Origin of the sequence: Zoogloea ramigera (assembly GCF_006539865.1) — a bacterium.
Taxonomy (GTDB): Bacteria; Pseudomonadota; Gammaproteobacteria; order Burkholderiales; family Rhodocyclaceae; genus Zoogloea; species Zoogloea ramigera.
In genome coordinates this window covers 22,500-47,205 of record NZ_BJNV01000019.1, presented here as the reverse complement: position 1 = coordinate 47,205, position 24,706 = coordinate 22,500, and the positions used below count along the sequence as shown (strand labels likewise).

Genomic DNA, 24,706 nt, shown 5'->3' with positions numbered 1-24,706 from the left:
TCGGCCGGCGGGCCGTGATATGCGGCCCGCGCCCGGCCATCAAAAATCGTAGGCGGTGTCTTCGCCGATGTCGGGTATGCGCCTGGCCCCGGCTTCATCCACCCCGCCCCGCGGTGCAGCCTCGAAGCCGGCCAGCCCGACCTCGTGGCGCAGGGCGTTGAGGCGGTTCAGCCAGCCCTTCAGGAACACCCCCAGGCTGGCGTTGCGGCGCACGAGCTCGCGGTAGTAGGCCTCACGGGTGGCACAGTAGCTGGCAATGAGATCGCCCGGCCTGCAGGCCTGCACCGCCTTTTCGGTCTGGCTGCCAAAATCGCCATCCACACCGCAGCCGGCGGCCTTCTGCAGGAAGCGCACGGCGCGCCCGGGGCCCATATTCACGGCGGTGTCGAAGTGCACCAGGTCGAGCTGGCGCGCCAGCCGGTCGCAGTGGGGCGGAATCCAGTAGCCGGATTCGTAGATACGATGCAGCTCGGTGTCGTCGAGGCGCTTGACGTCGCGCACCGGCAGCCCCTGCCGCTTGCGCCAGGCGTCGTAAACCTTCTGGGTGACGCCCTTGTTGGTGCGCCCGCCGGGGTCGTTGGGGTGATCGACAAAGCCCCCCTCCCAGCGCAACACGAAAGGCAGGGAGGCTTCGAAGGCAGCGCTGGGCATGATGGACTCCTCGGGTCGAAGGCCGAAGGCGGCGCGGGCGCAGCCCCGGCGGCAATCACATGGCGGCCCCCGGGCAGCCAAGGCCCGAGGCTCATTTTCATGCTAGCACGTGCGCTCCGGGGCGCCAGCCGGCTGCGGGGCTACTCGAACTCCACCACCACCTCGTCGGCCTGCACGGTGTCGCCGGGCTTGACCTTGATCGTGGCGACCTTGCCGGCCACCGGCGCGGTGATGTTGGTCTCCATCTTCATGGCCTCCAGCACCATCAGGCTGTCGCCCACCTGGAGGCTCTGGCCGGGCTGGGCGACGAGCTTGACGACGATGCCCGACACCGGGCTGCGGCAGACCTTGGCTTCGTTTTCCACCGGTACGGCGCTGGGCGCAGCGACCGGCGCCGGGCTGCCCACGACGCTGCCGGCGAGCCGCGCCGAGCCGATCGGGTAGGCCGGCGGCAACCCGGCGTGGTCGGCCTCGGCCACCTCCACGTCCACTTCGTAAGTCTTGCCGTCGATGGTGATGTTGAGCTTCACGGTGATGTCCTGTCAGTGGCGTCTTTGGTGGGAGGCATGCACGTTGAGCCGCCCGATCTGGCCCCAGGTGGTGGACTGGATCAGGCGCACCTGGCGGATGTGGGCGCGCACGCCCAGGTAGGCGGCCACCGCCGCCGAGATGGCGAGGAGCTCGTCCTCGGTGATCCCCGCCGAGGCCTCTGGCGGCACAGGCTCCATGGCGGGCGTGACAGCCGGCGGCCGGATGCCGGCAGCGGCGAGGCAGCCTTCGAGCTCGGCCACCCGTCCAGCCAGGCCGCGCACTTCGTCGCGCAGCGCCTGCAGGGTGGCGACGAGCTCGCCGTCGGCCTTTGGATCGTCTCGGTCGTTCATGGCGGGCTCCTAGAGGGGCATCAGGCCGTGCTTTTTATGGGGCCGCGGCTGGCGCTTGATGCGCAGGTATTCCAGCGCCTGGGCCACGTGCCGGCGGGTGAGCGCGGGCTCGATGACCGCATCCACCAACCGGTGCTCGGCCGCCACGTAGGGGTTGGAGAAGGCCTCGCGGTACTGGGCGATGAGCTCCTGGCGCTTCTCTTCGGGCTTGTCGGCCTCGTCGATCTCCTTGCGGAAGACGATCTCGGCGGCCCCCTCGGCGCCCATCACCGCCACCTCGGCGGTCGGCCAGGCGAACACCCGGTCGGCGCCGAGGTCCTTGCCGCACATGGCCAGGTAGGCGCCGCCGTAGCTCTTGCGGAGGATCACGGTGATCTTGGGCACCGTCGCCGAGGCGTAGGCGAACAGCAGCTTGGCCCCGTGGCGGATGATGCCGCCGTATTCCTGCTTGACGCCCGGCAGGAAGCCCGGCACATCGACGAAGGTGACGACCGGGATGTTGAAGGCGTTGCAGAAGCGGATGAAGCGCGAGGCCTTGTTGGAGGCGTCGATGTCGAGCACGCCGGCCTGCACCGAGGGCTGGTTGGCGACGATGCCGACGCTGTTGCCGCCGATGCGCCCGAAGCCCACCACGATGTTCGGGGCGTGGCCGGCCTGGACTTCGAGGAAGTCGCCGAAATCCACCACCGCGGCGATCACCTTGAGCACGTCGTAGGCCTGCTTGGGGTCGACCGGCACCAGGGTTTCGAGCAGCGGGTTGGGGTCGACGGTGCAGTCGCCCTCGATCTGCGGCGGGTCTTCGAGGTTGTTGGCGGGCAGGAAGCTGAGCAGCTTCTGGCACAACAAAATGGCGTGGCGGTCGTCCTCGGCGATGAAGTGGATCACGCCGGAATGGATCATGTGAGCTTCCGGCCCGCCCAGCTGCTCGGCCGTCACCGACTCGCCGGTAACCTGCTTGATCACCTGCGGCCCGGTGATGAAGAGCTGGGCCTGGCGGGTCTGGATGATGAAGTCGGTGAGCGCCGGGCTGTAGGCGGCGCCGCCCGCGCAGGGCCCGCAGATCAGCGAGATCTGCGGCACCGCGCCCGACAGCAGCACGTTGGCGTTGAACACCTTGCCGTAGCCGGATAGCGAATCGACGCCCTCCTGCACCCGCGCGCCGCCCGAGTCGTTGATGAAAACAAAGGGCGAGCCGGTCTTGAGGGACTGGTGCATGATCTCGGCCACCTTGATCGAATGCACCTCGCCCGCGGAGCCGCCGGCCACGGTGAAATCCTGGCTGGCCAGGTGCACCAGCCGGCCGCCGATCGAGGCCGCCCCGGTCACCACCCCGTCGGCGGGCAGACTCTTGCCTTCCATCCCGAACAGCGTGGCGCGATGGGTGGCGAACAGGCCGGTCTCCTCGAAGCTGCCTTCATCGACGAGGGCCGCCACCCGCTCCCGGGCGGTGAGCTTGCCGGCCTCGCGCTGTTTGTCCTGACGCGCGGCCCCGCCGCCCAGAAAGGCCTGCTCCTGGCGGCGGCGCAAGTCGTCGATCAGATCCTGCATGGTGCTCATCATCGCGTCCTCGTTAATCGGCCGGCGCCACCGACACGCGGTGGGAACGGCCATTGAGCTTGACCTCGTAAACCACCTCGCTGCGCACCGGCCCCTTGCGCCGCTCCACCGGCGGCACGGCTGGCTGGCCGGCGTCGGCGGCATCGGGGGCGTGGCCCAGGTTGCGCGGCCCGGCGGCGCGGGTCTCGAAGAACTTGGCGCCCACCTGGGGGAACATCGCGTAGGTGAGGACGTCCTCGTCGCTGCCGTCGCAGCCCGGCAGCGCCACCGCGGTGTCCCGCAGGGTTTGCCATTCGGGCTCGAGCAGGTCGGCCGGGCGCTCGGTGATCGGCGCCTTGCCGGACTGGCGGGTGGCCAGCGCCATCACCTCCGGGTCGCGCTCGCCAGAGGTGCTGCCGTAGTAGCCGAGCATGAGGTCGGCAAACTCGCCGGACATCGCCTTGTAGCGGCCCATCATCACGTTGAAGACAGCCTGGGTACCCACGATCTGGCTCGACGGCGTGACCAGCGGCGGGTAGCCCGCGTCGCGGCGCACGTTGGGCACCTCGGCCAGCACCTCCTTGAGCCGGTGGGCGGCCTTCTGCTGCTTGAGCTGGCTCTCCATGTTGGAGATCATCCCGCCCGGGATCTGGCTGTCGAAAATGTCGGTGTCGACGCCGGTGATGTTGGACATGAACTCCCGGTAGCGCGGCCGCACCGCGTCGAAGTGGTCCTTGATGCGGTGCAGGCGCGCCTTGTCGACGCGGGTGGCAAAGTCTGTGCCTTCGAGCATCTCGACGAGGCTCTCGGTGGGGTTGTGGCCCGGGCCGAGGCTCAGCGAGCTGATGGCGGTGTCGACGCAGTCGGCGCCGGCTTCGATGGCCTTCATCAGGCTCACCAGGGTCACGCCGGTGGTGGCGTGGGTGTGCACATGCACCCGCACCGCCTCGCCGCAGGCTTCCTTGATGCCCTTCACGATGTCGTAGGCCGGCTGGGGCTTGAGCAGCGCCGCCATGTCCTTGATGCACAACGAGTCGCAGCCCATGTCGACCAGCCCGCGGGCCATGTCGACGAAGCCCTGCACCGTGTGCAGCGGGCTCACGGTGTAGCAGATGGTGCCCTGGGCGTGCTTGCCGTTGCGCCGCACCGCCTGCACCGAATGGCGGATGTTGCGCAGGTCGTTGAGGGCATCAAAGACACGGAACACGTCCATCCCGTTCTCGGCAGCCTTGTCGACGAAGCGATCGACCACCGAGTCTTCGTAATGCCGGTAGCCGAGCAGGTTCTGCCCGCGCAGCAGCATCTGCAGGCGCGAGTTGGGCAGCAGGCGACGGAAGGTGCGCAGGCGCTCCCAGGGGTCTTCGTTGAGAAAGCGGATGCAGGCGTCGAAGGTGGCGCCGCCCCAGCATTCCACCGACCAGTAGCCGGCCTGGTCGATGTCCTCGCAGGCGGGCAGCATGTCCTCCAGCGCCATGCGGGTGGCCAGCAGGCTCTGGTGGGCGTCCCGCAGGGCCAGCTCGGTGATCTCGATGGTCTTGGCCATGGCTTGAATCCTTGAGTGAAACGCGCAAGGCACCAAGCGTACATCCAAACCCGGTTTGGTGCAGGGCAGCAACGCGGCTTTCTGAGCTTGATCAAAAGCCCGCGCGGAATGCGGTTCCCACGGATGCGACAGGCCGGATTTTGTGGTCTGCAGCCTGCGCTTGCACTGCAACAAAAGCCCTGCTGATGCGGTGGCGGGACTCGCCTCTTTCAAGTGAGCACAAGGCCACCCCAACGTTTTCTTGCCCCCCACAGGGGGCGGAGCCCGGCTCTGGGGCGCTCAGTTCCTGAGCCCGGTGGGCAGCGCGTGCCCCATGCCGGCCATGGTGAGCACGCGCCACACGTAGGCCCGCGTCTCGAAGTAAGGCGGCACGCCGCCATGCCGTTGCACCGCGCCCTCGCCTGCGTTGTAAGCCGCGACGACGCGGAGCACGTCGCCCTTGAAGTGGCGGCTCAGCCAGCGCAGGTAGGCCAGCCCGCCGCGGATGTTGTCCTCTGCATCGAGGGGGTTCCTGACGTTGAAGCGGGCAGCCGTCTCGGGGATCAGCTGCATCACCCCGCGGGCGTTCTTGGGCGATTGGGCGAGGCGATCGAAGTTCGACTCGACCCCGGCGATGGCCCGGGCCAGGCGAGGGTCCACGTCGTACTCGGGGGCCAGGCGCACGACCAGCGCCGCCACGTCCTGGCGCCGGGCCGGCAGGCTCTGGACGTAGCGGTCCTCGCTGACGACGGCGGTCTGCTCGTAGGAACGCTCATCGCTCAGGCAGGCCGGCATCTGCTGGGGAACATTGCCCAGCCCATGGCGGGCCAGCGCCTCACCGGCCGCGGGGTGGCCGAGTTCATGGGCGAAGGCGAAAAATGACTTGGCCAGGCCCGCATCGCGCACGCTGCGCCCGCCCTCGGCGCGCAGCAGGCCGTTGCGGTAGTGGGCTTCGGCGCTCCCGTAGCGTGCCGCCTCGCAATACAGGGCGACGGCCAGCGGCTCGTTGCGCTCGCTGCCCTTGCCGGTCTCCGCCGCCCAGGCGCGCTCGAGCAGCGAACGCACCCGCGGCGGCTCGGCCGCCCAACGGTCGGGCATCGCGGTGCTGGCCGCAGCCGGCGGCGTGGCCGCAGCGAGGCCCGCCAGCGCCAGGGCAAGTAGGCGGAAGCGGATCATCTTGCGATCATCACTCGGCCATGCTGACCTTCATCAGCAGGTCCACCTTGCGACGCTCCGCGCCGTCCGGGTCGCGCACGATCACCAGCAGCGGGATCTGCTCGGGCGCGTTGGCCGGCAGGGTGCCGAAGATGCGCCGGCTGCCGGCGTCGAAATTGATCCAGCCCGGCAGCGGATCGCCGTTGGCGAGGGTCACGCCCTCGATCTCGCCGCGCCCGGCGATCTGGGCCAGCGAGGTCTGGAAGTGGGCGCTGCGCACTGCCGACAGCAGGATCGGCACCATCAGCGGCCGCACGCTGGCCCCCGGCGTCGCGCCGAAGAGGCCAACCGGGGTGAGCGTGCCGACCGGTTCGAGGGGCGGGCTGACCTGCACGAAGGCCGCCGCGTCGTGCAGCGGAGTGCCGTCCGGGCTGGCCGAGGAGACATTGCGGTTGTTGAACAGCGGGCCGCTGCCCGGCGCGCCGCCGCTGACGCGGTCAAACTGCTCCGGCGGCAGATAGCGGGCGGTGGTGATGTAGCCGTTGCCGGCCTGGGTCACCTGGTCGGGGCCATACACCGCGTAGCCCGACGCCAGCACCAGGAAGTCGCGGCCCAGCCCGTTCATGTCCTTGTCGGCGAAACCCGGGTTGTCATCGTAGATCAGCCAGCGGCCGTTGTTCGCCACCACCGCGGCGCTGCCCGGGGTAGCCTGGTTGTAGAAGCGCTTGCCGGCATTGAGCACGACGGCGTTGGAGCCAGCACCGTCGCCGGTGCCGGACACCGGCTGGGTGAGGCTCAGATTAGCGGAGGGCACATCGACAAAAACCTTGCCGCCGGCCGCGATGCCATCCACCGCCGCGCCACCGGCACGGGTAACGCGGCCGATCGCCAGATCGCCGCCGTTGCGGTACGCGAAGGCGCCCGCGCTGCGCGCTGCGAGGCTGGCGACGGCATTGCCGGCGTTCTGCAAGGCGCTGTCGGCGCCGGCTTCGACCAGCAGGCTATCCGCCCGCACAACGCCCGCGCCCGCCTGATTGACACCGCCACCGGCGCCTAGGCGGACGGTGCCGCCATCGACATTGCCGGCGCCCTGGGTGAGCGCGCCGCCGGCCGCCACATTGATGTCGGCCCCGCCGCTGGCGAGGTCGGTGGCGAGGGTGACGTCACCGGTGCTGGTGAGCGTGATGGCCTCGCCGCGGGTGCGGAGACCGGCGGTGGTGCCGGAAAGCAGCGCGGTCTGCGTCGTCACGCGGTCGACCGTGACGGCCTGGCTGCCGGCGAAGCTCAGCGCCCCGCCGGTGACGTCGGCGGCCAGCTTGGCCACGCGGTTGCCGGTGTTGCTCAAGGCGACGGCGCCGGCGCCCGTCTGCAGTCGCAATTGCGAGGTGCTCAGGGCAGCGGCGGCGTCGCCAGACTGGCCGATGCCACCGGCGGCCGCGAGGGTCACGGTGTCGCTGGCGCCCGCATCTGCGTTGGTGGCGACCTGCTGCGCGACGGTGATGTCGCCGGCCAGGGTCTGCACGCTGATGTGCCGGCCGGCTCCTGCCGCCAACAGGCCGGCGCGGGTGCCGGCGGCGGCGGCGGTGGCAGTGGTCACGCTGCCCACGCTCAGGGCCTGGCTGTTCACAAAGCTGATGTTGCCGTCAGCGGCTTCGGCGGCGAGCGTATTCACCGCGTTACCGGCGCTCTCCAGTGCCACCGCCCCGGCAGCGCGGACGCTCACGGCGTCGGAGCTGACCGCGGCAGCCGGCCCCTGGCTGACGTCGCCGCCCGCCTCGAGGGTGGTTACGGCGCCGGTGCCGACGGTGCTGACGGCGTTGTCGAGCTGCAGCTTACCGCTGCCCGCCACGAGCGTGGTCGCCCCGACGGCGGTAACGCCGGTGGTGGTGCCAAGGGTGGCAACGGGCCCGACCGTGGTGCTCACGCTGCCGACGCGGAGCGCCCCGGCATTCACGTAACTGCTGCGGCCGCCGGTGTTGGTGGCCAGGGTGGCAACGCTGTTGGCGGTGTTTTCGAGGATCGCGTCGCCCGCAGCCTGCACCCGCAGCGCCGCGGCCGTGACGGTGGCATCGCTGCCCGCGCCCTGGGCGACGCCAGCGGCGGAGACGAAGGTGGTGACATCGGCAGCGGTGATGGCCTGGGCCAGCGTGATGTCGCCGGCCAGGGTCTGCAGCGTGACGCTGCGGCCGCTTGACGCCGCGGTGACGCCGGCCGTGGCCCCGGAGGCGCTGCCGGTGCTCACCGCGCCAACGCTGAGCGCCTGGCTGTTCACAAAGCTGATGTCGCCAGCGCTGGCCTGGGCTGCGAGGGTGTTGATCTGGTTGGCGCTGTTGTCGAGCCGCGCCGAACCCGCCGCGGCCACCACGCGGGCCTTGTCGGCGAGGATGCGTGCCGAGGCGTCGGCCGCCTGGCTGATGGCGCCGGCCGATTCCAGCGTGACGGTGCCGGTGCCCCCGGCGATGCTCACGCCCTGGTCGAGGGCAAGGCTGCCGCCCTGGGTGCGCAGACTGATGTCGCTGCCAGCGCCGGTGGCCTGCAGGCCACCGAGCACGGGGCCGGCATTTACGCCGGTGAGTGCGCCGAGGGCAAGGTTGCCGCCGCCGTGGCTGAGCCACTGGGTATCGGCCGATTGGGTGGCGAGGGTCGTCACGCCAGAGAGCTCGATGCGCCGGCCTTCGTTGCCGATCGCCCCGCCGGCCACCAGCAAGGCATTGCCGGCGGTGCTGATCTCGGGAGTGCTGCCGTCGGCGGTGCTGGTGCGGATGTCGCCGCTGGCGATCACCTGCACCTGGCCCGTGGTCGAGCGCAGGCTGGCGCCGTCGATGGCAATCGCGTTGCCGCTACCGCCGGTGCGCAGGTCCACGCTGCCGGCGCCGTGGGCCGAGACATCCTGGGCCACGCTGAGCGCACCGGCCGCCACGTCGAGGGCGATCGGCGCGTCTCCGGTGGTGGAGACAAGGCCGGCCTTGTCAGGACCGCCGGTGTCGGCGGGCTTGAGGCCGGTGACAGCGCCGATGGTGAGGCTGCCGCTGGTCTGGCGCAGCCACTGGGCGCCGGTTGACTGGGCCGCCAGGGTGTTCACGCCGGCCAGCTCGATGCGCCGGCCGTCGGCGCCTATGCTGCCGCCGGCCACCAGCAGGGCGTTGCCCGTGGTGGCGATTTCGGTGGTGCTACCGTCAGCGGTGGTGGTGGCGATGTTGCCGCCGGCGATCAGCTGAACCTGGCCGCTGGTGGACGACAACGTCGCGCCGTCGAGGGTGATGGCCTGCCCGACGCCGTGGGTGCGCAGGTCAATGCTGCCGGCGCCGTTGGCGCTGAGGTTGCGGGTGGCGGTGAGCGCGCCGGTTTCATTGACCAGCGCGATGCGGCCATCGTTGGCGGTGGTGACCAGCCCGTCGAGGCTGCTCACCGCGCCGCCGAAGCTGGCCGACGGGTTGATCGCCGCGACGCTGCCGAGGGTGAGGTCGGCGTGGGTGCTGCCCAGCTTGCGCAGCCAGGTGTCGCCACCGGCGCGGCTGGCCAGGGTGGCGGCCTCCTGGATCTCGATGCGCTGCCCGTCGGCGCCGATGGTGCCGGCGGCCTGCAGCAGCACGCTGCCGCTGCTGCGGATCTCGGGCGTCACCACCGCGCCGCTGTTGGCGGTGCTGGTGCTGATGTCGCGGCCGGCCACCAGCTGCACGGTGCCGCTACCGGCACCCGCGCCATTGGTGGAGCGAAGCGTGGCGCCGTTGATGGCGATGTCGCCCGCCGTACCGCCGGCGCGCAGGTCGATGGCGCCATTGTTGCCGGCGCTCACGTTATTGACGACGGTGATCGCGTCCCCTACCCCGCTGCCGAGGGTGGCGACACGGATGTTGCCGTCGGCGGTGGTGATGCCGTTGGTGGCGGTGGCGCTGTCCTGGGCGGTGGCGCTGTCCTGGGCGGTGGCGCTGCCGATGGTCAGCGCCTGGTCGTTGCGGAAGCCGAAGCTGGCGCCCGTGCCGGTGATGTTGGCGGCCAGGGTGCCGACCAGGTGCCTGCCGCCGCTGCCGGTGTTGTCGAGGGCGGTGCTGTCCTGGGCATTGACGAGCAGGCGGGTGGCGCTGATGTCGACGTTGGCGGTTTCGGTGACGGCGCCCTTGATCGCTTCGAGGGTGGCGGTGGTGCTGCCGCCGGCGATCACATCGTCGCTGAGGGCGAGGTCGCCGCTGGTGCTGCCGGCGTCCTTGGAGGCCGACAGGCGGATCGCGCCGTTGGTGGTGCGCACGCCGTCCATCGGGGTGCCGGCCACGTCGGCGACGGTGCCGATGGTGAGGGCGTTCCTGTCGGAGAACACCAGCGCGCCGGCCCCGCTCACCCGCGCGGCCAGGGTGGCCACGTCGTTGGTGGTGTTGTCGAGGATCGCGCCGCTGGCCGTGCCCAGGTAGAGGTTCTGGGTGGTGATCGGCGAGGCGGCGGCCTGGCTGAGGGCGCCGGCCACGGATTCGAGCTTCACGGTGGCGCCGCCGCTGGTCGTGCCGGCGGTGATGCCGGCCGTCGCGCCGCCGCCCGCGTTGGGGGCCAGCGTGCCGACGGCGAGGTTGTCGGCATCCATGTAGCTCAGGTTGCCGCCGGCGGTATCCGCCGCCAGCGTGGCGGCGTTGTTGGCCGGGTTGGTGAGGGTGACGTCGCCGGTGCTCTTCACCAGCAGGCCGCCGGTGGCGATGGACTGGGTCTGGCTGATGGTGCCGGTGCCAGCAGGCGCGCCGGCGGTGTCGAGGGTGAGCGTGCCGCGGCTCGCCGGGCTGCCGATGGCGAGGCCGTCGGTGCCAAGCACGCTGCCGACGCTGAGCGCCCGGGCGTTGGTGAAGTCGAGCCCCTGGGCGTCGCCGCTGATGCTGCCGGCGAGCGTGCCGACCTGGTTGGCGTTGTTCAGCAGCGAGGTATTCGCTGCGCTCAGGCGGAGCGCGCTGGCGGTGACGATGGCGACGGGCACCGCGGCGTTTTCGAGGATCGCGCCCTTGCCCGACGAGAGGTCGACCACCGCGGTGCCGGCATTCACGAACTGGTCGAGCTGCAGGTTGCCGGTGGTGGAGCTGGCGTCGGCCGAGGCGGCCAGCGTGACGTTGCCGTTGTTGGTGCTCACGCCGCTGGTGCTGCCCAGCAGCGTGCTGCTGCGGGTGCCCACGCTGAGCGCGTTGCGGTCGGCGAGGCTGAGGGTGCTGCCGCTGCCGGCAAGGTTGGCCGACACGGTGCCGATGTCGTTGGTGCTGCGTGACAAGGTGGCAGAGCCGCTGGTGAGATCCAGATGCAGGCCGGTGGCGGTGATGTCCTGGCTTTGCGTGAGGCTGCCGGCGGTGAGCTGCAGGGCCACGTTACCGCTGGCCGGTTGGGTGGCGCTGATGCCGTCGCGGGTGGTTGTGGTGGTGGCCACCGTGCCATCGGCCTGGGCGACGCGGTTGGTCACGGTGACGCGGCCCACGTCGAGCCCGCGGGTGTCGCGGAATTCGAGATTGCCGGCGCTGACGCTGGCGGCCAGGGTGCCGACCACGTTGTCGTTGTTGAGCAGCGAGCTGTCGCGGGCGCCCACGTAGAGCTTGTCGGCGGTGATGACCGGCGTCGCCGCGCCGGTGGCGCCGGTTTCCTGCACCTTGCCGGCGGGGGTGGTGAGGCTGACGGTGGCGCCGGTGGCGGTGATCGAGTTGTTGATGGCGAGATCGCCCGCACTGAGCGCGATGGTGGCATCGTGGCCGGTGGTGTTGATGCCGACGGTGCTGGGCGTGGTGCCACCAAGCCAGCCGTTGGGGCCGGCGCTGGCGGTGTCGCGGGCATTGACGGTATCCACCGCCAGCGCCTGGGCGTTGTTGAAGGCCAGGTTGCCGTCGATGCTGGCGGCGAGCTTGCTCACCAGGTTGGCGCCGGTCAGCACGTTGTCGCCGCTACCGAGGAGCTGCACCGAGCTGGCCTCGATGGTGCCGGCTCCGGTGGCACCGGCCTGGGTGTCGAGGGTGAGCGTGCGCGCGTTGTCGCCGCCGGTGCTGCCCTTCACGGTGAGGGCGGCGTTGATCTTGACGTTGCCGCCGGTGCCGTCCATCTCGAGGATGGCGTGGTCACGCAGGGTGGTGGCCGCGGCCACGGTGAGGGTGCCGGTGGAGGCGCTCAGCACCGGCGTGGCGGTGGCCGATGCGGCGCTCGCCGCGTGGCCGAAAACGATGTCGGTGAAGCCCGGCTGGAACACCGAGGTGGACGCGCCGTTGAACCAGTTGCTGCCAAGGTAGAGCTTGTCCACGCCGCCCGGGGTGCCGAAGGTGATGTTGCGCCCCGCGGTTTCGGTGTGCACGCGCAGCTCGCCGCCGGAGGCGACGTTGAGGTGCAGGTTGGAGGCGTTGATGAACTGCATGCTGTCGGCCGCCAGGGTGACGATGCCGCCGGCCGTCACCCCGCCGCTCACCGCGGTGGAGGGCGCCGAGCCGATGTACATGCTGTCACCGGCCGAATAAATGCCGAAGCTGTTGGCGCCGCCCGAATCGCTGGTCTTGCCGCCCGAGCTGCCGTAGAGGCTGATGTTGCCGGAGGTGGAGACGATGCTGGTCTTGGCGTTCTCGAGCTTGATGCCGTGGTTCTCGACCAGGTAGCTCTGGTCGCCGCCGCTGCCCTTGCCGACGATGGTGATGTTGCCGCTGTCGGTCTGGACCAGTGCGGCCGAGGAGATCACCACCCCGTCGTAGCGGCTGGCGCCCGTCACCGATGGAGACGTGCCTACGCCGGTGGCGTCGCCGGTGATGGCGATGGCGCCGCTGGTGGTGGCCAGGGTGACGCGGGAGCTGCCGTCCTCGCCGATCACCACGCCGTCCTTCTGGCCGGACGAGGCGCCGCCGGACACCGTGCCGGTGATGGTGAGGTCGCCACTGCCCGAGCGCAGGTTGGTGAGCGCGCCCTTGATGCGCACGCCGGCGCCAGCGGTGGTGGTGGTGGGCGCGCTGCCAACGAGGGTGATGGCGGCGCCACCGCTGCCGGCGACCTGCGAATCGAGCACCGCGTTCTCGAGGTAGATGCCGTCCTTGATGCCCGACAGGTCGGCGCCGAAGCCGGTGGCGGCCTGGCTGGCCGAACCGAGGCTGATGCTGCCGCCGTTGCTCCTGATGCTGGCGACGACCGAATCGCTGCCCTGCAGGATCACCGCGCCGCCGCTGTTGCCGTGGGCCGACGACTGGAAGGGGTTGAGGGCCACGTCGAGCTTGCCGCTGGTGGTGCTGCCGTCGATGCTGCGCTGGACGAGCTTGATGGAGCGGTCGGCATTGATCGTGAGGGTCTTGTCGCCGGCCGCCTTGACGATGTCGAAGGTGCTCTGCAGGTAATCGGTGAAGCCGGTGTTGCTGCCGTAGGTGCCGCCGCCCACGTTGAAGGTGGTGTTGGCGGCATTGAGGACGATGGACGGAGTGCCGAGCAGCGACGAGGCGGTGATCACGTCACCCGAGGTGGAGAAGATATTGACCGTGCCGGCGTTGAGCGTGGTGCTGAGCGGGCCGACCAGGGTGAGGCTCTTCAGGCCCGCAGTGCCAGCGCCGCCCACGTAGTTGGCCGACGAGGTGCCGAGGGTGATCGCCCCGGGCCCGCTGGCGGGGGCGCCGGCGTCGGCGCCGGTGGTGTCCAGCGTCAGGGCCTGCGGATATTGCTGCAGATAGGTGCCGGAGACGATGTTGCCCTTCACGTCGATGTTGCCGCCGCGGCCGGTGAAGTTGGCGCCGCTCTGCGGGCCCTGGGCGTTGATCGTCACCGCGTAGCCGGGCGCCGCCAGGGTGACGTCCTGGTAGAAGCTCACGTTGCCCGACTGGGCGCTGCTGGCCTCGGTGATCTTGGTGGAGATCGGCGTGGTGCTGGCTAGCACGACCGGCTTGTAGAAATTGATGTTGCCGCCGTTGGTGGTCAGCGCGTTGTTGAGGGTGACGCTGCCGCCGCTCTGGGTGGCGTCGGCGCCCAGGTTGATGTTGAGCGCGCCGGCGATCGACGAGATCTGGTTGTTCACCACGATGTTGCCGCTGGCCGAGTTGAAGGTCAGCGTCGAGGCCGCCCCGACCGTCTTCGAGATGTCGGCGTTCACCGTGATGAGGTTGTCGGCCTGCAGCGTGACGGTGGTGCCGCCGGCGTTGAGGGCGGTCTGGATCGAGGTGTTGGAAACTGTCGGGTTGGTGCCGTTGGTGTTGCCCACCAGCGCCGAGCCGGTGGTGGTGACGTCGAGGGTGGCCGGATCGAGCAGCCAGTTGCCGCCCTGGCCGCTGTCGGCCGCCACATCCACCTGCCCGGCAAGGCCGAGGCTGCCCTGGGAGGATGTCTCCACCTGCCCGCCCGCGCCACTGCCGGTGCCCCGGGCGCTGATGCTGCCGTCCATCCGGGTGGCCTTGGCCGACCACAGCACGGCGGTGCCGCCCGCGCCGCTGGTGGTGGCGTCGGCCTTGATCACCGCGCCGGCCTCCTGCGTAACGCTGCCGGCGGTGGCGATGGTGGCATCCTTGCCCTGCCAGCCGCCGCCCAACAGCACCTGGCCGCCGCCGGCTGCGCCGCTGGCGTCGGTGAGCGAGCCGCTGGCCAGCGTCACCGTGTCGCCGGTGGCGACGATGCGCCCGCCCGTCTGCCCGGCGCCGCTGCCGGCCGCCTGGGTGGTGCCGGCCAGGCGCGCATCGCCGCCGCGGGCTTCGATCCACACTTCGCCGTTGCGGCTGGCGATGCTGTCGGCCCGCACGGTGCCGCCCTGATTGACCGCCGCGGCGAGCATCGGCGCCGCGCTCTTGGCGGTGAGCAGCACCTTGCCGGCATCGGCCGCCACCAGGCCACTGTTGTCCACGCGGGCCGCGTCAGACCCCGCCGCCACATCGACGCTCACCAGCCCGGTGAGGCCCAGGTTGACGGTGACCTTGTCGCCCGCCACCAGCGCCGCCGTGCCACCCGGCGTGACGATCTGCCCGGCATTGTTCACCGTGGCACCGATGAGGGTGACGAAGCCGCCCTCGCGGCTGACCAGCGCGCCGAGGTTCTCCACCTTGCCCGGCACCACCGGCTGGCCGAAGAGGTACTTGCCGGCCATGAAGTCGGCGTCGCTCATGCGCATCGCCGCGGCGATCAGGCCGCCCACGTCCACCCGCGCGCTGGCGCCGAACAGCACCCCGCTGGGGTTGAGCAGCACCACCACGCCGTTGGCGTTGAGCTGGCCGAGGATCTGCGAGGGGTCGGCCGACAGCACCCGGTTGAGGGCCACCGCCGAGCTGTTCGGCTGCACGAAATTGACCGTCGCGTTCTGGCCGATGTTGAAGCTCTGCCAGTTGGTGATCATCCGGGCGGTGTTCTGCTGGATGTTCATCACGTTGCCGGCCTGGCTGATGCTGCCCGAGCCGGCGGTGATCTGCGCACCGCCAGGCAACGCACCGGCCGCCGGCGGCGCGGCGAGCACGACCGACCCGGGGTTGAAGGTCACCGCGAAAATGAAGGCGATGAGGCGGACTTTGGGCAATTTGATGGCGTTCATCGTGGTATCCGTTGCTGTCCGGACGGTCAGAAGCTGACCGTGCCCATGATCCAGATCCGGGCCGACTTGTCGGTCCCGTCGCTGTCGGTGTCGTTGACGGTCGGGTTCGGGTTGGAGCCGCTCTTCTTCGCCACCACCGCCTTCAGCGAGGCGACGTCGGTCTTCATCAGGCTGGCGCCGATGCCGTAGCCCTTGAGCGTGTAGCTGTTGGGCCGGTTGCCGGTGCTCCAGCCGCTCCAGGTGTTGTGGTACTGGGTGATGCCGCCCAGGTCGAAGAAGCCCAGCAGCGTGAGTTCGCCCAGCGGCGTGCTGCCCAGGCTGCGGCGCAGCTCGAGGTTCGCCAGGTAGCCGGAATCGCCGAAGGCCTCGCCGACCGGGTAGGCGCGCACGCCGTTGGGGCCGCCGAGCTGGAACTTCTCAGCCGGGTCGAGGTTGTTGCCGGCGAGCTGCCCGCTGAGGGCCGCGTACCAGCTCCACGGACTGCCGGCGCCGCCGATGGGCGCCAGGCGGCTCACGGCGTAGTTGGTCTTGGTGAAATGCCCGTCGGTGCGGGCGCCGATGTTGTCGCGCAGCGCGTTGGCGGCGTTGCCCGAGAGGTCGGCGCTGCCGCTGGCCAGCGACAGGTTCCAGCTGTAGGTGCCGCCGAAGCGGTCGAGCCCGTCGCCGAGCAGGCCGAGGGTGAACAGGCTGATCTGGCGGTCGCTGTCGGTGCTGCCCTCGATGTTGTGTTGGAGGCTCTTGGCGTCGTAGCTGCCCGACAGCAGCACATTGGACGTGGCGCTGCGGTGCAGCGGATAGCTGGCAAACACCGACGCGACCCGCGCCTTGCCGTCGAGGTTGACCGGGATGACCTGCCCCGCGAAATCCATCGACACTTCCGAGTACGACGCACCGATGCGCCCACCCCGGCTGCCGACCGGCACAATTGCGCCGAAGCGGCCGCTGGTCATGCCCGACGACTTGCTGGCGGTAAGCGTCCACAGGTCGCCGTAGCCGGTGGGGCTGTTGAGGTTGGCGGCAACGCTCAGGCGGCCGCTGCCGGTGTAGTGGTTACCGTAGTTGTCGGCCCACACGCTGCCGGTGACGAGCCTGCCCTCCTCCACCTGGGCTTCCACCTGGGTGGTGCCGGGCTGGCTGCCGGGGGCGAGGTTGGCCTTGATCTTCTTCACGCCGGGCAACTCGTTGGCGACGAGCAGGCTCCGCTCGAGCGCCTCGCCATCGAGGGGCTGGCCGGCCGGTGCGCCCTCGGCGAGCACCCGGGCCACCACCTCCGGCCGGATGCGCTTGTCGGCACCACTGGTGACGATGCCGCCGATGCCCACGCTGCCATCGACAACACCCTCCTGCACCCGGATCTCCAGCGTGCCGCCGTCCACGCGCTGGGGCGGCAGGAAGGCCTGGGCGAGGGGGTAGCCCTTGGCGCGGATCGCGCCAGCGATGGCCTCGGCCGGCTTCTGCATGTCCGCAATGCTGAGCTCCTTGTCCTCCCAGGGCTCGAGGATGGCCTTCAGCTCGTCGGGGCTCAGGCGCGTCACGCCGGTGACTTCGAAGCGCTTCACATGGATCAACGGCTCCACCACCGGCACGTCGGCGTAGTCGGCCGAGCGCGGCGTGAGGCCCTCGATGGCGACCGCCATCTGGCCTTCCTTCATCATCGTCCGCGAGATGCGCACCTGCACCTTCGGGTGCCCGTTGTGGCGGAGGTAGTCGGCCACCGCATGGACGGCCTTCTCGAACTCGGGGAAGCTCAGCTCGCGGTCGAGCCAGGGCGCCATCGCCTGCTGGAGGCCGTCTTCCGAGACCCGCACGTTGCCCTCCACCCGAAAGCCCTGCATCGACAGCCGCAGACCCGCCAGGGAGGTGCGGGCCTTGGGCAGGCTGGAGCGGATCTCCGGCTTGCGGAGCGGGCTGGCCAGCGGCAGGCGCCCCGCCGGGGTGCCCTGGCTGGCCCGCGCCTGGCCTGCGGTGACGACGCCGACGTCGGCCGCAGGCGGCGCCGCCTGCGAGCCGACCACGGGCACGACGAGCAGCAGGGAGCCGGTGCCCAGCCGGGCGAGACGTTCGAGGGCAAGGGCGCGCGGACGACGGAGAGTGACCATGGCACGAGTCATCACAGTTGGAAATTGATGGCGCAGCGCTGCCCGGACGGCAGCTCGAAGCGCGGATTGGAGAGCAGCAGGCGCACCCGGAAGGTGCCGCTGGCGGCATCGATGACCCGGTCGACCTGGCTGACCTTGGCCTTCTGGGCTGACGGCCCGAGCTCGGGCAGCACGTCGAATGTCTGGCCGCCGCGCACCTTGCCGAACATCCGCGAGGGCAGGATGGTCTCGACGTAGAGCGGGTCGAGCTGGGCGATGCGGAAGATCTTTTCCTGCTTCACCAGGTCGCCGCGCTGGCGGTAAACATCGACGACGACGCCCCGGATGGGGCTCTGGATGGAGCGCAGCTTGAGCCGCTCGCGCCGCTCGCGCAGCTCGAGTTCGGCCATCTGCTGCTCGGTGGTGAGCTCGTCGAGCTCCTGGGCCGAGATCAGCTGCTTGCGCTGCAGCTCCTCGTTGCGCTGGCGCTTTCGCGCGCCGAAGCCGGCTTTCGCCGCCTGGGTGTCGACGGACGCCGACTCGACCGCCGAATTGAGGCGGGCGAGCAATTGCCCCGGGCTGACGATGTCGCCGCGGTCCACGTTCATCACCTCGATCACGCCGTCGACGGGCGTGCCGACATTGACCTCGAGGGAGGGCTGAATGAGGCAGCTGACGTCCGGATTGGCGCGGGGCCGGGCGGGGGCCGCCGGGTCGGCAGCCAGCGCGCCGCCCGCAAGCAACGCGAGCGCCAGGGTAAATAGCGTGGTCTTTTCGTTCAAGGCAATGACACCCCTCTTATTCCATCTCCCCCGTGAACGACAAGGCGACCCGGTTTCTGAAGTCCGCCCGCAGCAAAAGCTCGCGCAAATGCGCATGACGCCGCTCGACGCGCCACTGGCGCCAGCGATAAAGCGCCAGCGCGAGGCCATGCCAGGCACCGCGCTGCCCGCCGCCAGCGAGCCGCGCGGCCAGCAGCGCCAGCAGGGGGGTCGGCAGGCCGGCGGGCAGCTCGTCGTCGAGGGAGAGGATCTCCTCCCACGAGCCCGGGTCGCCCATCCGCGCGCAGCGCCCGGCCAGCTGGCGGTCGACCCGCGAGGCGTCGTGGAGCTCGGTGAGGATCACGTGCAGCCCGCCGGCCGCCCGTACCGCGTCGTCGAGCTTGATGTCGGTGCCGCGGCCGGCCATGTTAGTGGCAATGGTCACCTGCCCGGCCTCGCCGGCACGGGCGACGCAGCCCGCCTCCTGCTCGTCCTGCTTGGCGTTGAGCACCTGATGGGCAATGCCCGCCGCCTGCAGGCGCCCGGAGAGGTGCTCGGAGGCGGCGATCGAGCGGGTGCCGACCAGCACCGGGCGGCCCTGCCGGCTGTAGCGCGCGACGCTGTCCACCACCGCCAGCCAGCGTGCCTCGCTGCTGGCGAACAGCCGGGCCGGCAGGCGCAGCCGGCGGGACGGCCGGTAGGGCGGAATCCGCACCACCCCGAGCCCGTACACGCTGGCCATCTCGCCGCGCACCTCGCGGCAGGTGCCGGTCATCCCGGCGAGGCGCAGGTAGCGGCGGAAGAACAGCTGGTAGCTGATGCGGCCGAGGGTCTCCTTTTCGGGCGACACCGCGACGCCCTCCTTCACCTCGATGAGCTGCTGGAGGCCGCGCTCCCACGAGCGGTCGGGCATCACCCGGCCGGTGTTCTCGTCCACGATCATCACCTTGCCGTCGCGGACGATGTAGTGGATGTCGCGCCGGAAGGCGTGCAGCGCCTGCAGCGCCAGCACACAGGCCTCCTCGGTGCGCAGCACGCTGCGCCACACCGGCGACCCGGCGCCGGCCGCGGCGAGTTGGGGCAAACGCCGGCGGCCGGCCTCGGTCAGGCTGGGCTGGCGTTGCGGCACTTCGAGCGTGAAGTCGTCCCCCACCACCAGCTGGCCGGCCAGGGCGATGGCCTCGCGGTAGAAGGCCTCGGCCTCGACGCTCGGGCGGGCCGCCGAGATGATGAGCGGCGTGCGGGCTTCGTCCACAAACACGCTGTCGGCCTCGTCGACGATCGCAAACTGCAGGCCGTGGAGCAGCTGGCGCCGCCGCTGGCCGAGCATCGCATCCAGCGCCAGGCGCAACGGCTGCATGCGGTCGAGCAAGGCCAGGCGGTCGCGGAGGTAATCGAAGACGATGGTCTTGTTGCTGCAGTAAACGATGTCCGCCGGGTAGGCCGCAGATTTCTCTTCGGGTGTCGCCGATTCGCCCACGAAGGCGCAACTGAGGCCCAGCGCGGCGTAGAGCGGGCCGAACTCGTCCCGGTCGCGCCCGGCGAGGTAGTCGTTCACCGTCACCACATGCACCTTCATGCCGGCCAGCGCCGCGGTGGCGGCGGCGAGGGTGGCCATCAGGGACTTGCCCTCGCCGGTGTTCATCTCGGCCACGTTGCCATGCAGCAGCACCCAGGCGCCCTGGATCTGGGTGCCGAAGTGCGCCTTGCCGAGCAGCGTGCGGGAGGCCATGCGGACCACCGCGAAGGCCCGCGCCACCAGTGCGTCGTCGGCGAAGCCATCGCGGCGGAGCTGGCGCCGCAGCTCGGCCAGCACGGCCGCCCGCGCGCTGTCGTCGAGGGCCGCGAGGCCTGCCTCCTCGGCGTCCACCCGGGCAACCAGCGCCTCGCGACGCCCCACCCGCAGGGCCAGCCGCGCCGCGAGGCGCACGCGCAGGCCCTCCCCGATGCGGTCCAGCCACGGCAGATCCCGCCAGTCGCGGCGCTGCGGGTAGGTGTCGGCGTGGAGGGTGAGCGAGAACATCGGCTACACCGCGAAGCGCTTCATGAACTGCTGGCGCAGGCTGCGATACCACTGCTCGCCCAGCGGCGCCGGGTTGTGGCTGATGCGCACATGCACCCGCCCGCCCAGGTAACGCGGCTGCGCCGGGCCGGTGAACTGCATCTCGAACTGGAACAGCGGCTCCAGGGCCTTGGGCGCCCGGTTGTCGGCGCTGGCCTCCGGGTCGAGGCCGATCTGGCCGCCGCCCTGAAGGGCCAGCGCCATGCTCGGCAGCTCGGCGCTGGCGCCGGGCACCTCGCGCACGATCTGCGCCTGGAGCACGTCCCACAGGCGCTCGGCCGAGCGGATCTCGACCTTGCCGGCGCGCTGCCGCACGAGGTCCACCCGCCCCTGGGGCACCACCGCCAGCAGGGTGTAGCGGGACGGATCGAGCACGTAGGCGACCTGCTCGCCGCGGGGCAAGTAGCGGCCGGAGAAGTCGTCCAGCGCCTCCATGTCGAAGCGGCCGGCGTGGGGGCTGCGCACCACCAGGTCGCCTCGCCGCGCCGCCAGGTCGGCCAGGCGTTGTTTCTGGTGGGCGAGTTCGCTGCGCACCATCTGCAGCTGCACCCGCTCGGCGGTGGCGGCCAGGGCCAGGCGGGCTTCCTGCTCCCGCACCAGTGCCTCGGCCTGGGCCACCTGGGCGTCGAGCTCGGGTTCGGTGCAGCTGAACAGCGGCTGCCCGGCCACCACCGCCTCGGCCGGCCGGGCCAGGATGCGGTCGCCGAAGCAGGTGGCCGGCACGCGGATGCGCGACTGCTCGGGCATCCAGATCACCCCCTCGACCATCGTCCAGTCGGCCACCGGAACGAAGGCGATGAAGCCGGCGAGCACCCCGCCCAGCGTGAGGCTCACAAGCCCGGCCTGGCGGCGATGCCCCTCCAGCGACGGGTCGCGCAGCATGAAGCGGGTAAATTTCACCAGCGGCTGCACCAGCAGCCCATACGCCGCCCACAGGGCCAGCAGCACCCCGAACACAAAGAACTGCCCCGCCACCAGCACGATGATGGAGACGGTGACCACGGTGCGGTAGATCACCGAACCGACCGCGAAAAAGGTGAGCCACAGCGGCTCGCGGGCGGTGAGGTGGAGCGGCGGTCGGGCCTCGCTGCGGAACAGGTAACGGCGGACGAGGTAGCCCACGTAGCGGTTGGCGCGCTGGGACAGGTTGGGGATCTCCAGCGCGTCCGACAAGATGTAGTAGCCGTCGAAGCGCAGCAGCGGGTTGGCGTTGAAGATCAGCGTCGTCACCCCGGCGAGGATCACCACCTGATGCAGCACCGCCTTCGTCACCCCGCCGCTCACCCCGGTCCACAGCCACACCGCGATGGCCGCCAGCCCCAGCTCGGCGATCATCCCGGCCGCGCCGATCAGCATCCGCTGCCACTTGCCGGGCAGGGTCACGCTCTCGCTGGCGTCCACGTAGGGCACCGGGATGAAGACCAGGAACATCAGCCCCATCTCGCGGCAGCTGCCGCCCAGCGCCTTCACCGCCAGCGCGTGGCCAAACTCGTGGAAGGCCTTCAGCAGCGGGTACAGCAGGGCCAGGATCAGCATGTTGTCGCCGGTGAACACCCGCGCCGTGATGTCGGCGGTGAGCGCGTCCCAGTGCATGCCGACGAGCAGCGCGCCGAACAGGATCAGCGCCAGCCACACCAGCAGGATGCCGCCCCACGCGGCCGGCGGCACCCGCCGGGCGATGGCCCCCACCAGCGGGTCGGGGTCGAACAGCGGCAGCTTGAGCGACAACGGGTTGGCCAGGTATTGCTTGAGCCGCGTGCGGCGCAGGCGCTGGCCGCGCTCGGCGAGCTCGCCCAGGTCGGGCTTGCGGTCGGTGAGCAGCACGTTGGCCTGGTGGAGCTGGGTCAGCAGGCCGAGGATCTCGTCCTGGGTCGGTGCCTGGTCGCCGAGGGTCAGGCAGGCGCTCTGCCAGATCTCGTCGAGGGAGCGTACCCCGTCCATCAGGGCCAGCACCCGGTAGGCCGACGGGTTGAAGCGCAGCACCCGCCCGCTGGCGAGATCCTGCATCACGTACCAGCGCTGCCCGCGGTAGGTGTGCGGGACAATCCGGGCCTGGCGGCGCAGGCGCGGCCTGAGCTCGGCCACCCGGTACCACGATGACGAGAACAGGGCCGAGGTCATCGCGCCGCCCTCACACGCCTAGCCACGACCACAGCTGCAGTCGGCTCCAGTCGACGAAGCGGCGGGTCCAGATCCGCACCAGACGCGCCTCGCCGACGCTCACCTTGCCGACCCCGGCCATGCCCGGGCGCAGGTCGGGGATCGCCGCCTCGGGCGTGGCCTCGACACGGAACACGTTGCGGCCGCCCTCGGTGTGGGCCACCGCGGTGATCAGCGTGACGCGGAAGGGGATCACCCGGTCGGGCAGCGCGGTAAGCACCAGCTCGCCGGCCTGCCCCACCGCGAGGTGGGCGATGTCGCTCTCGGCCACCTGTAGCACGATGCGGTAGGCGTCGAGGGGCGCGATCTCGAACAGGTTCTGCCCCTTGCGCACGGCGCCGCCGAGCTGCTGGGACAGGTCGCCGCTGACGATCAGGCCGGCAAACGGCGCCCGCACCTGGGCCTTGGCCATCATCGCCTCCGACAGCTGGCGCTGGGCCTCGGCCTGCTGGCTCTGGGCGCGGGCGATCTGGATCTGCGCCAGGTTGCGCTGGGCCTCGGCGTCGTTGGCCTGCTGGTTGAACTGGTTCTGCTGGCTCGACCAGCGCGAGGCTTCGAGCTGCAGCTCCCGGTCGTCGAGGGTGGCGAGGATGTCGCCCTCCTTCACCACCTGGCCGGCCCGCGCCTGGGCCGACGCCACGAAACCATCGAAGGGCGCAACGATCAGGCGCCGCACCCGCCCTTCGAGCGTCGCGTCACCGCTGATGCGGAAGTCACCGGTGGCAAACACGCCCGCCAGCACCGCCACCACCAGCGCAAGGCTGCCCAGCTTGAACGCCCCATGGCGTGGCCCGACGAGCCGCTGCGTCAGCCGCCGGCCTGCGTCGCCGAGGCGCAGGTGGAGCGGGCGCTCCTGGCGGCGCTTGGTGACCAGGGCATGGCCGAGGATGGCCGGCAGCGCGCTCGCCAGAACTTCGGCCTGGGGGTCGATGCCGGCGTCTTCCGGCCACTCGAAGGTGAACACGCCGTGCTCCTGGCGATCCAGGCCATCGGCCGCCGGCAGCGCGAAGGGGACCGACAGGATCAGGCCGTTGCCGTAGTCGCGGGCCAGGCTGGCGTGGTCGCGCCGCACCAGTCCGTCGGGCTGGGGGTCGTTGTCAGCGTGGTCGGCCTGGCGGATCGGCTGACCCTGGTCGGCGGCCTCGGTCATGGCCGCCTCGAGGGCCCGCACCAGATCGAGCCGGCGCGCGAAGTCGGCGGTGTGGGACAGCGCCGCCAGGCGCAGCGTGGCCTTGCCCCGCGCAAAGCCGACCGCCACCCGGTCGCAGCCGAGGCGCACCGCGGCTTCGGTGGTGACGGCCCGGCAGGCGTCGTCGGCCCGGCCTTCGCCAAGGGTCAGCATCAACAGGTCGAGGGCCGTCATCAGCCGCTCGCGGAGGGCGTCGCCCTCGTCCTGGTGGCTCGCGCCGAGGCGCACGGCCAGCCAGCCGCTGCCCCAGCGCAGCCACTCGGCGGCACCGGCGGGGACACCGGCTAGGCGAAAGCGCACGCCGACCACGCCGATGAGGTCGTCGGCGACCTTGACCGGGTGGGCGAGCACCGACTCGGCACCCACCTGACGGCTGACGGCGAGGCGCAGGCCCAGCGCCTGTTCGCAGGCGGTGGCGAGCTCGGCCGAGCACGGCTGGCCGGCGGGCCACAGGGCGCGGGCCTGGAACGGCCCGGCATTGGCCGGCCCGAGCACAAGCACGGCCTCGCGGACCTGCCCCGCGCCCCCCAGCCCGACCACCGCCCGATCGAGCCAGGCGGGGGCGAACTCGGCGTCGTCGTCGAGGCGGGCGATGGCGCTCCACGGGTCGGTCAACGGATGATTCTCGGCAGCGCGCATGGGGATTTCCAGATAAAGACTGGCGGTTAATCGACCCAAACCCGGCCACTCTTGAGGGCGGCAGCCAAAAAAGTCATCGCCCCCTCGGGGGCGATGCGCTTTGTTGCGTGCTTCTTACAATCCGCCGCGGCCCGCCGCGGCTTCAGGGCACCCTCAGGGCCAGACCCCGCCCAGCCCGCGCCCCGTGGGGGCAAGGAAACTTCAGGGCGGCCCTGCGTTTTCTTGAGAGCATTCCAAGGCCATGCCGGCCTCGGCGTGGACGGAGAAACACTGGCTTGTTTCTCAAGAGATCAGAGCTTGAGTTCGCCGTAGCGGCCTTCGTACTCCTTCAACGCGATCTCGAGCAGCGCGTGGAGGCGCTTGGCGGCGTAGGGGTTCATGACGATGCGGTTGGACAGGGCCACCCGCACCTCCTTGGCGTCCTGCTGCCAGGTCTGGTGGGTGCCGAAGAGCAGCGCCATCTCCTCGCGGGTGCCCATCACGTTGCAGACATTGGCGTATTGGGTCTGCATGGCGCTGTCGTCCCACACCAGCGTCGGTGCTTCCTGGGGCTGCTGCATGTTCTGGACCGTGGCTTGATCGCTCATCGAGTGC

General features: G+C 70.7%; 13 protein-coding genes. All 13 read right to left on the bottom strand.

What is annotated here, in order from left to right; translation table 11 throughout:
• Positions 1-39 precede the first annotated feature (39 nt).
• The 13 genes from ZRA01_RS07415 to ZRA01_RS07355 all read right to left on the bottom strand — a co-directional run bounded on the left by ZRA01_RS07415 (position 40) and on the right by ZRA01_RS07355 (position 24,699).
• On the bottom strand, positions 40-651 hold the full coding sequence (locus tag ZRA01_RS07415) for a glycoside hydrolase family 108 protein (RefSeq protein WP_141350836.1): 612 nt from the start codon (positions 649-651) through the stop codon (positions 40-42).
• Positions 652-791: 140 nt separating this feature from the next.
• Positions 792-1,181 (bottom strand): DUF2118 domain-containing protein, encoded by a 390-nt coding sequence (locus ZRA01_RS07410; protein WP_170182917.1) that lies wholly within the window; start codon positions 1,179-1,181, stop codon positions 792-794.
• A gap of 12 nt (positions 1,182-1,193) precedes the next feature.
• Positions 1,194-1,532 (bottom strand): hypothetical protein, encoded by a 339-nt coding sequence (locus ZRA01_RS07405; RefSeq protein ID WP_141350832.1) that lies wholly within the window; start codon positions 1,530-1,532, stop codon positions 1,194-1,196.
• A gap of 9 nt (positions 1,533-1,541) precedes the next feature.
• Positions 1,542-3,080, bottom strand: a complete 1,539-nt coding sequence (locus ZRA01_RS07400; protein ID WP_141350856.1) for an acyl-CoA carboxylase subunit beta — start codon at positions 3,078-3,080, stop codon at positions 1,542-1,544.
• A gap of 22 nt (positions 3,081-3,102) precedes the next feature.
• Positions 3,103-4,611, bottom strand: coding sequence for a methylmalonyl-CoA carboxytransferase subunit 5S (locus ZRA01_RS07395; RefSeq protein WP_141350830.1), 1,509 nt, complete (start codon positions 4,609-4,611; stop codon positions 3,103-3,105).
• 279 nt (positions 4,612-4,890) lie between these two features.
• Positions 4,891-5,766, bottom strand: coding sequence for a lytic transglycosylase domain-containing protein (locus tag ZRA01_RS07390; RefSeq protein WP_141350828.1), 876 nt, complete (start codon positions 5,764-5,766; stop codon positions 4,891-4,893).
• Positions 5,767-5,776: 10 nt separating this feature from the next.
• Positions 5,777-15,223: a two-partner secretion domain-containing protein gene (locus ZRA01_RS07385; RefSeq protein WP_141350826.1), complete on the bottom strand. Its 9,447-nt coding sequence runs from the start codon at positions 15,221-15,223 to the stop codon at positions 5,777-5,779.
• 26 nt (positions 15,224-15,249) lie between these two features.
• Positions 15,250-17,322, bottom strand: a complete 2,073-nt coding sequence (locus ZRA01_RS07380; protein WP_141350824.1) for a ShlB/FhaC/HecB family hemolysin secretion/activation protein — start codon at positions 17,320-17,322, stop codon at positions 15,250-15,252.
• Between the two features lie 11 nt (positions 17,323-17,333).
• The gene (locus tag ZRA01_RS07375) at positions 17,334-18,083 is read right to left on the bottom strand and encodes an efflux RND transporter periplasmic adaptor subunit (protein WP_218028676.1); all 750 of its coding nucleotides are present in this window, start codon (positions 18,081-18,083) and stop codon (positions 17,334-17,336) included.
• Between the two features lie 16 nt (positions 18,084-18,099).
• Positions 18,100-20,085, bottom strand: coding sequence for a preprotein translocase subunit SecA (locus ZRA01_RS07370; RefSeq protein ID WP_141350820.1), 1,986 nt, complete (start codon positions 20,083-20,085; stop codon positions 18,100-18,102).
• Positions 20,086-20,088: 3 nt separating this feature from the next.
• Positions 20,089-22,245, bottom strand: a complete 2,157-nt coding sequence (locus ZRA01_RS07365) for a PqqD family peptide modification chaperone (RefSeq protein WP_141350818.1) — start codon at positions 22,243-22,245, stop codon at positions 20,089-20,091.
• A 10-nt stretch (positions 22,246-22,255) separates the two neighbouring features.
• On the bottom strand, positions 22,256-24,112 hold the full coding sequence (locus tag ZRA01_RS07360) for an RND family efflux transporter (protein ID WP_141350816.1): 1,857 nt from the start codon (positions 24,110-24,112) through the stop codon (positions 22,256-22,258).
• A 290-nt stretch (positions 24,113-24,402) separates the two neighbouring features.
• The gene (locus ZRA01_RS07355) at positions 24,403-24,699 is read right to left on the bottom strand and encodes a DUF3467 domain-containing protein (RefSeq protein ID WP_218028675.1); all 297 of its coding nucleotides are present in this window, start codon (positions 24,697-24,699) and stop codon (positions 24,403-24,405) included.
• Between the last annotated feature and the right edge of the window lie 7 nt (positions 24,700-24,706).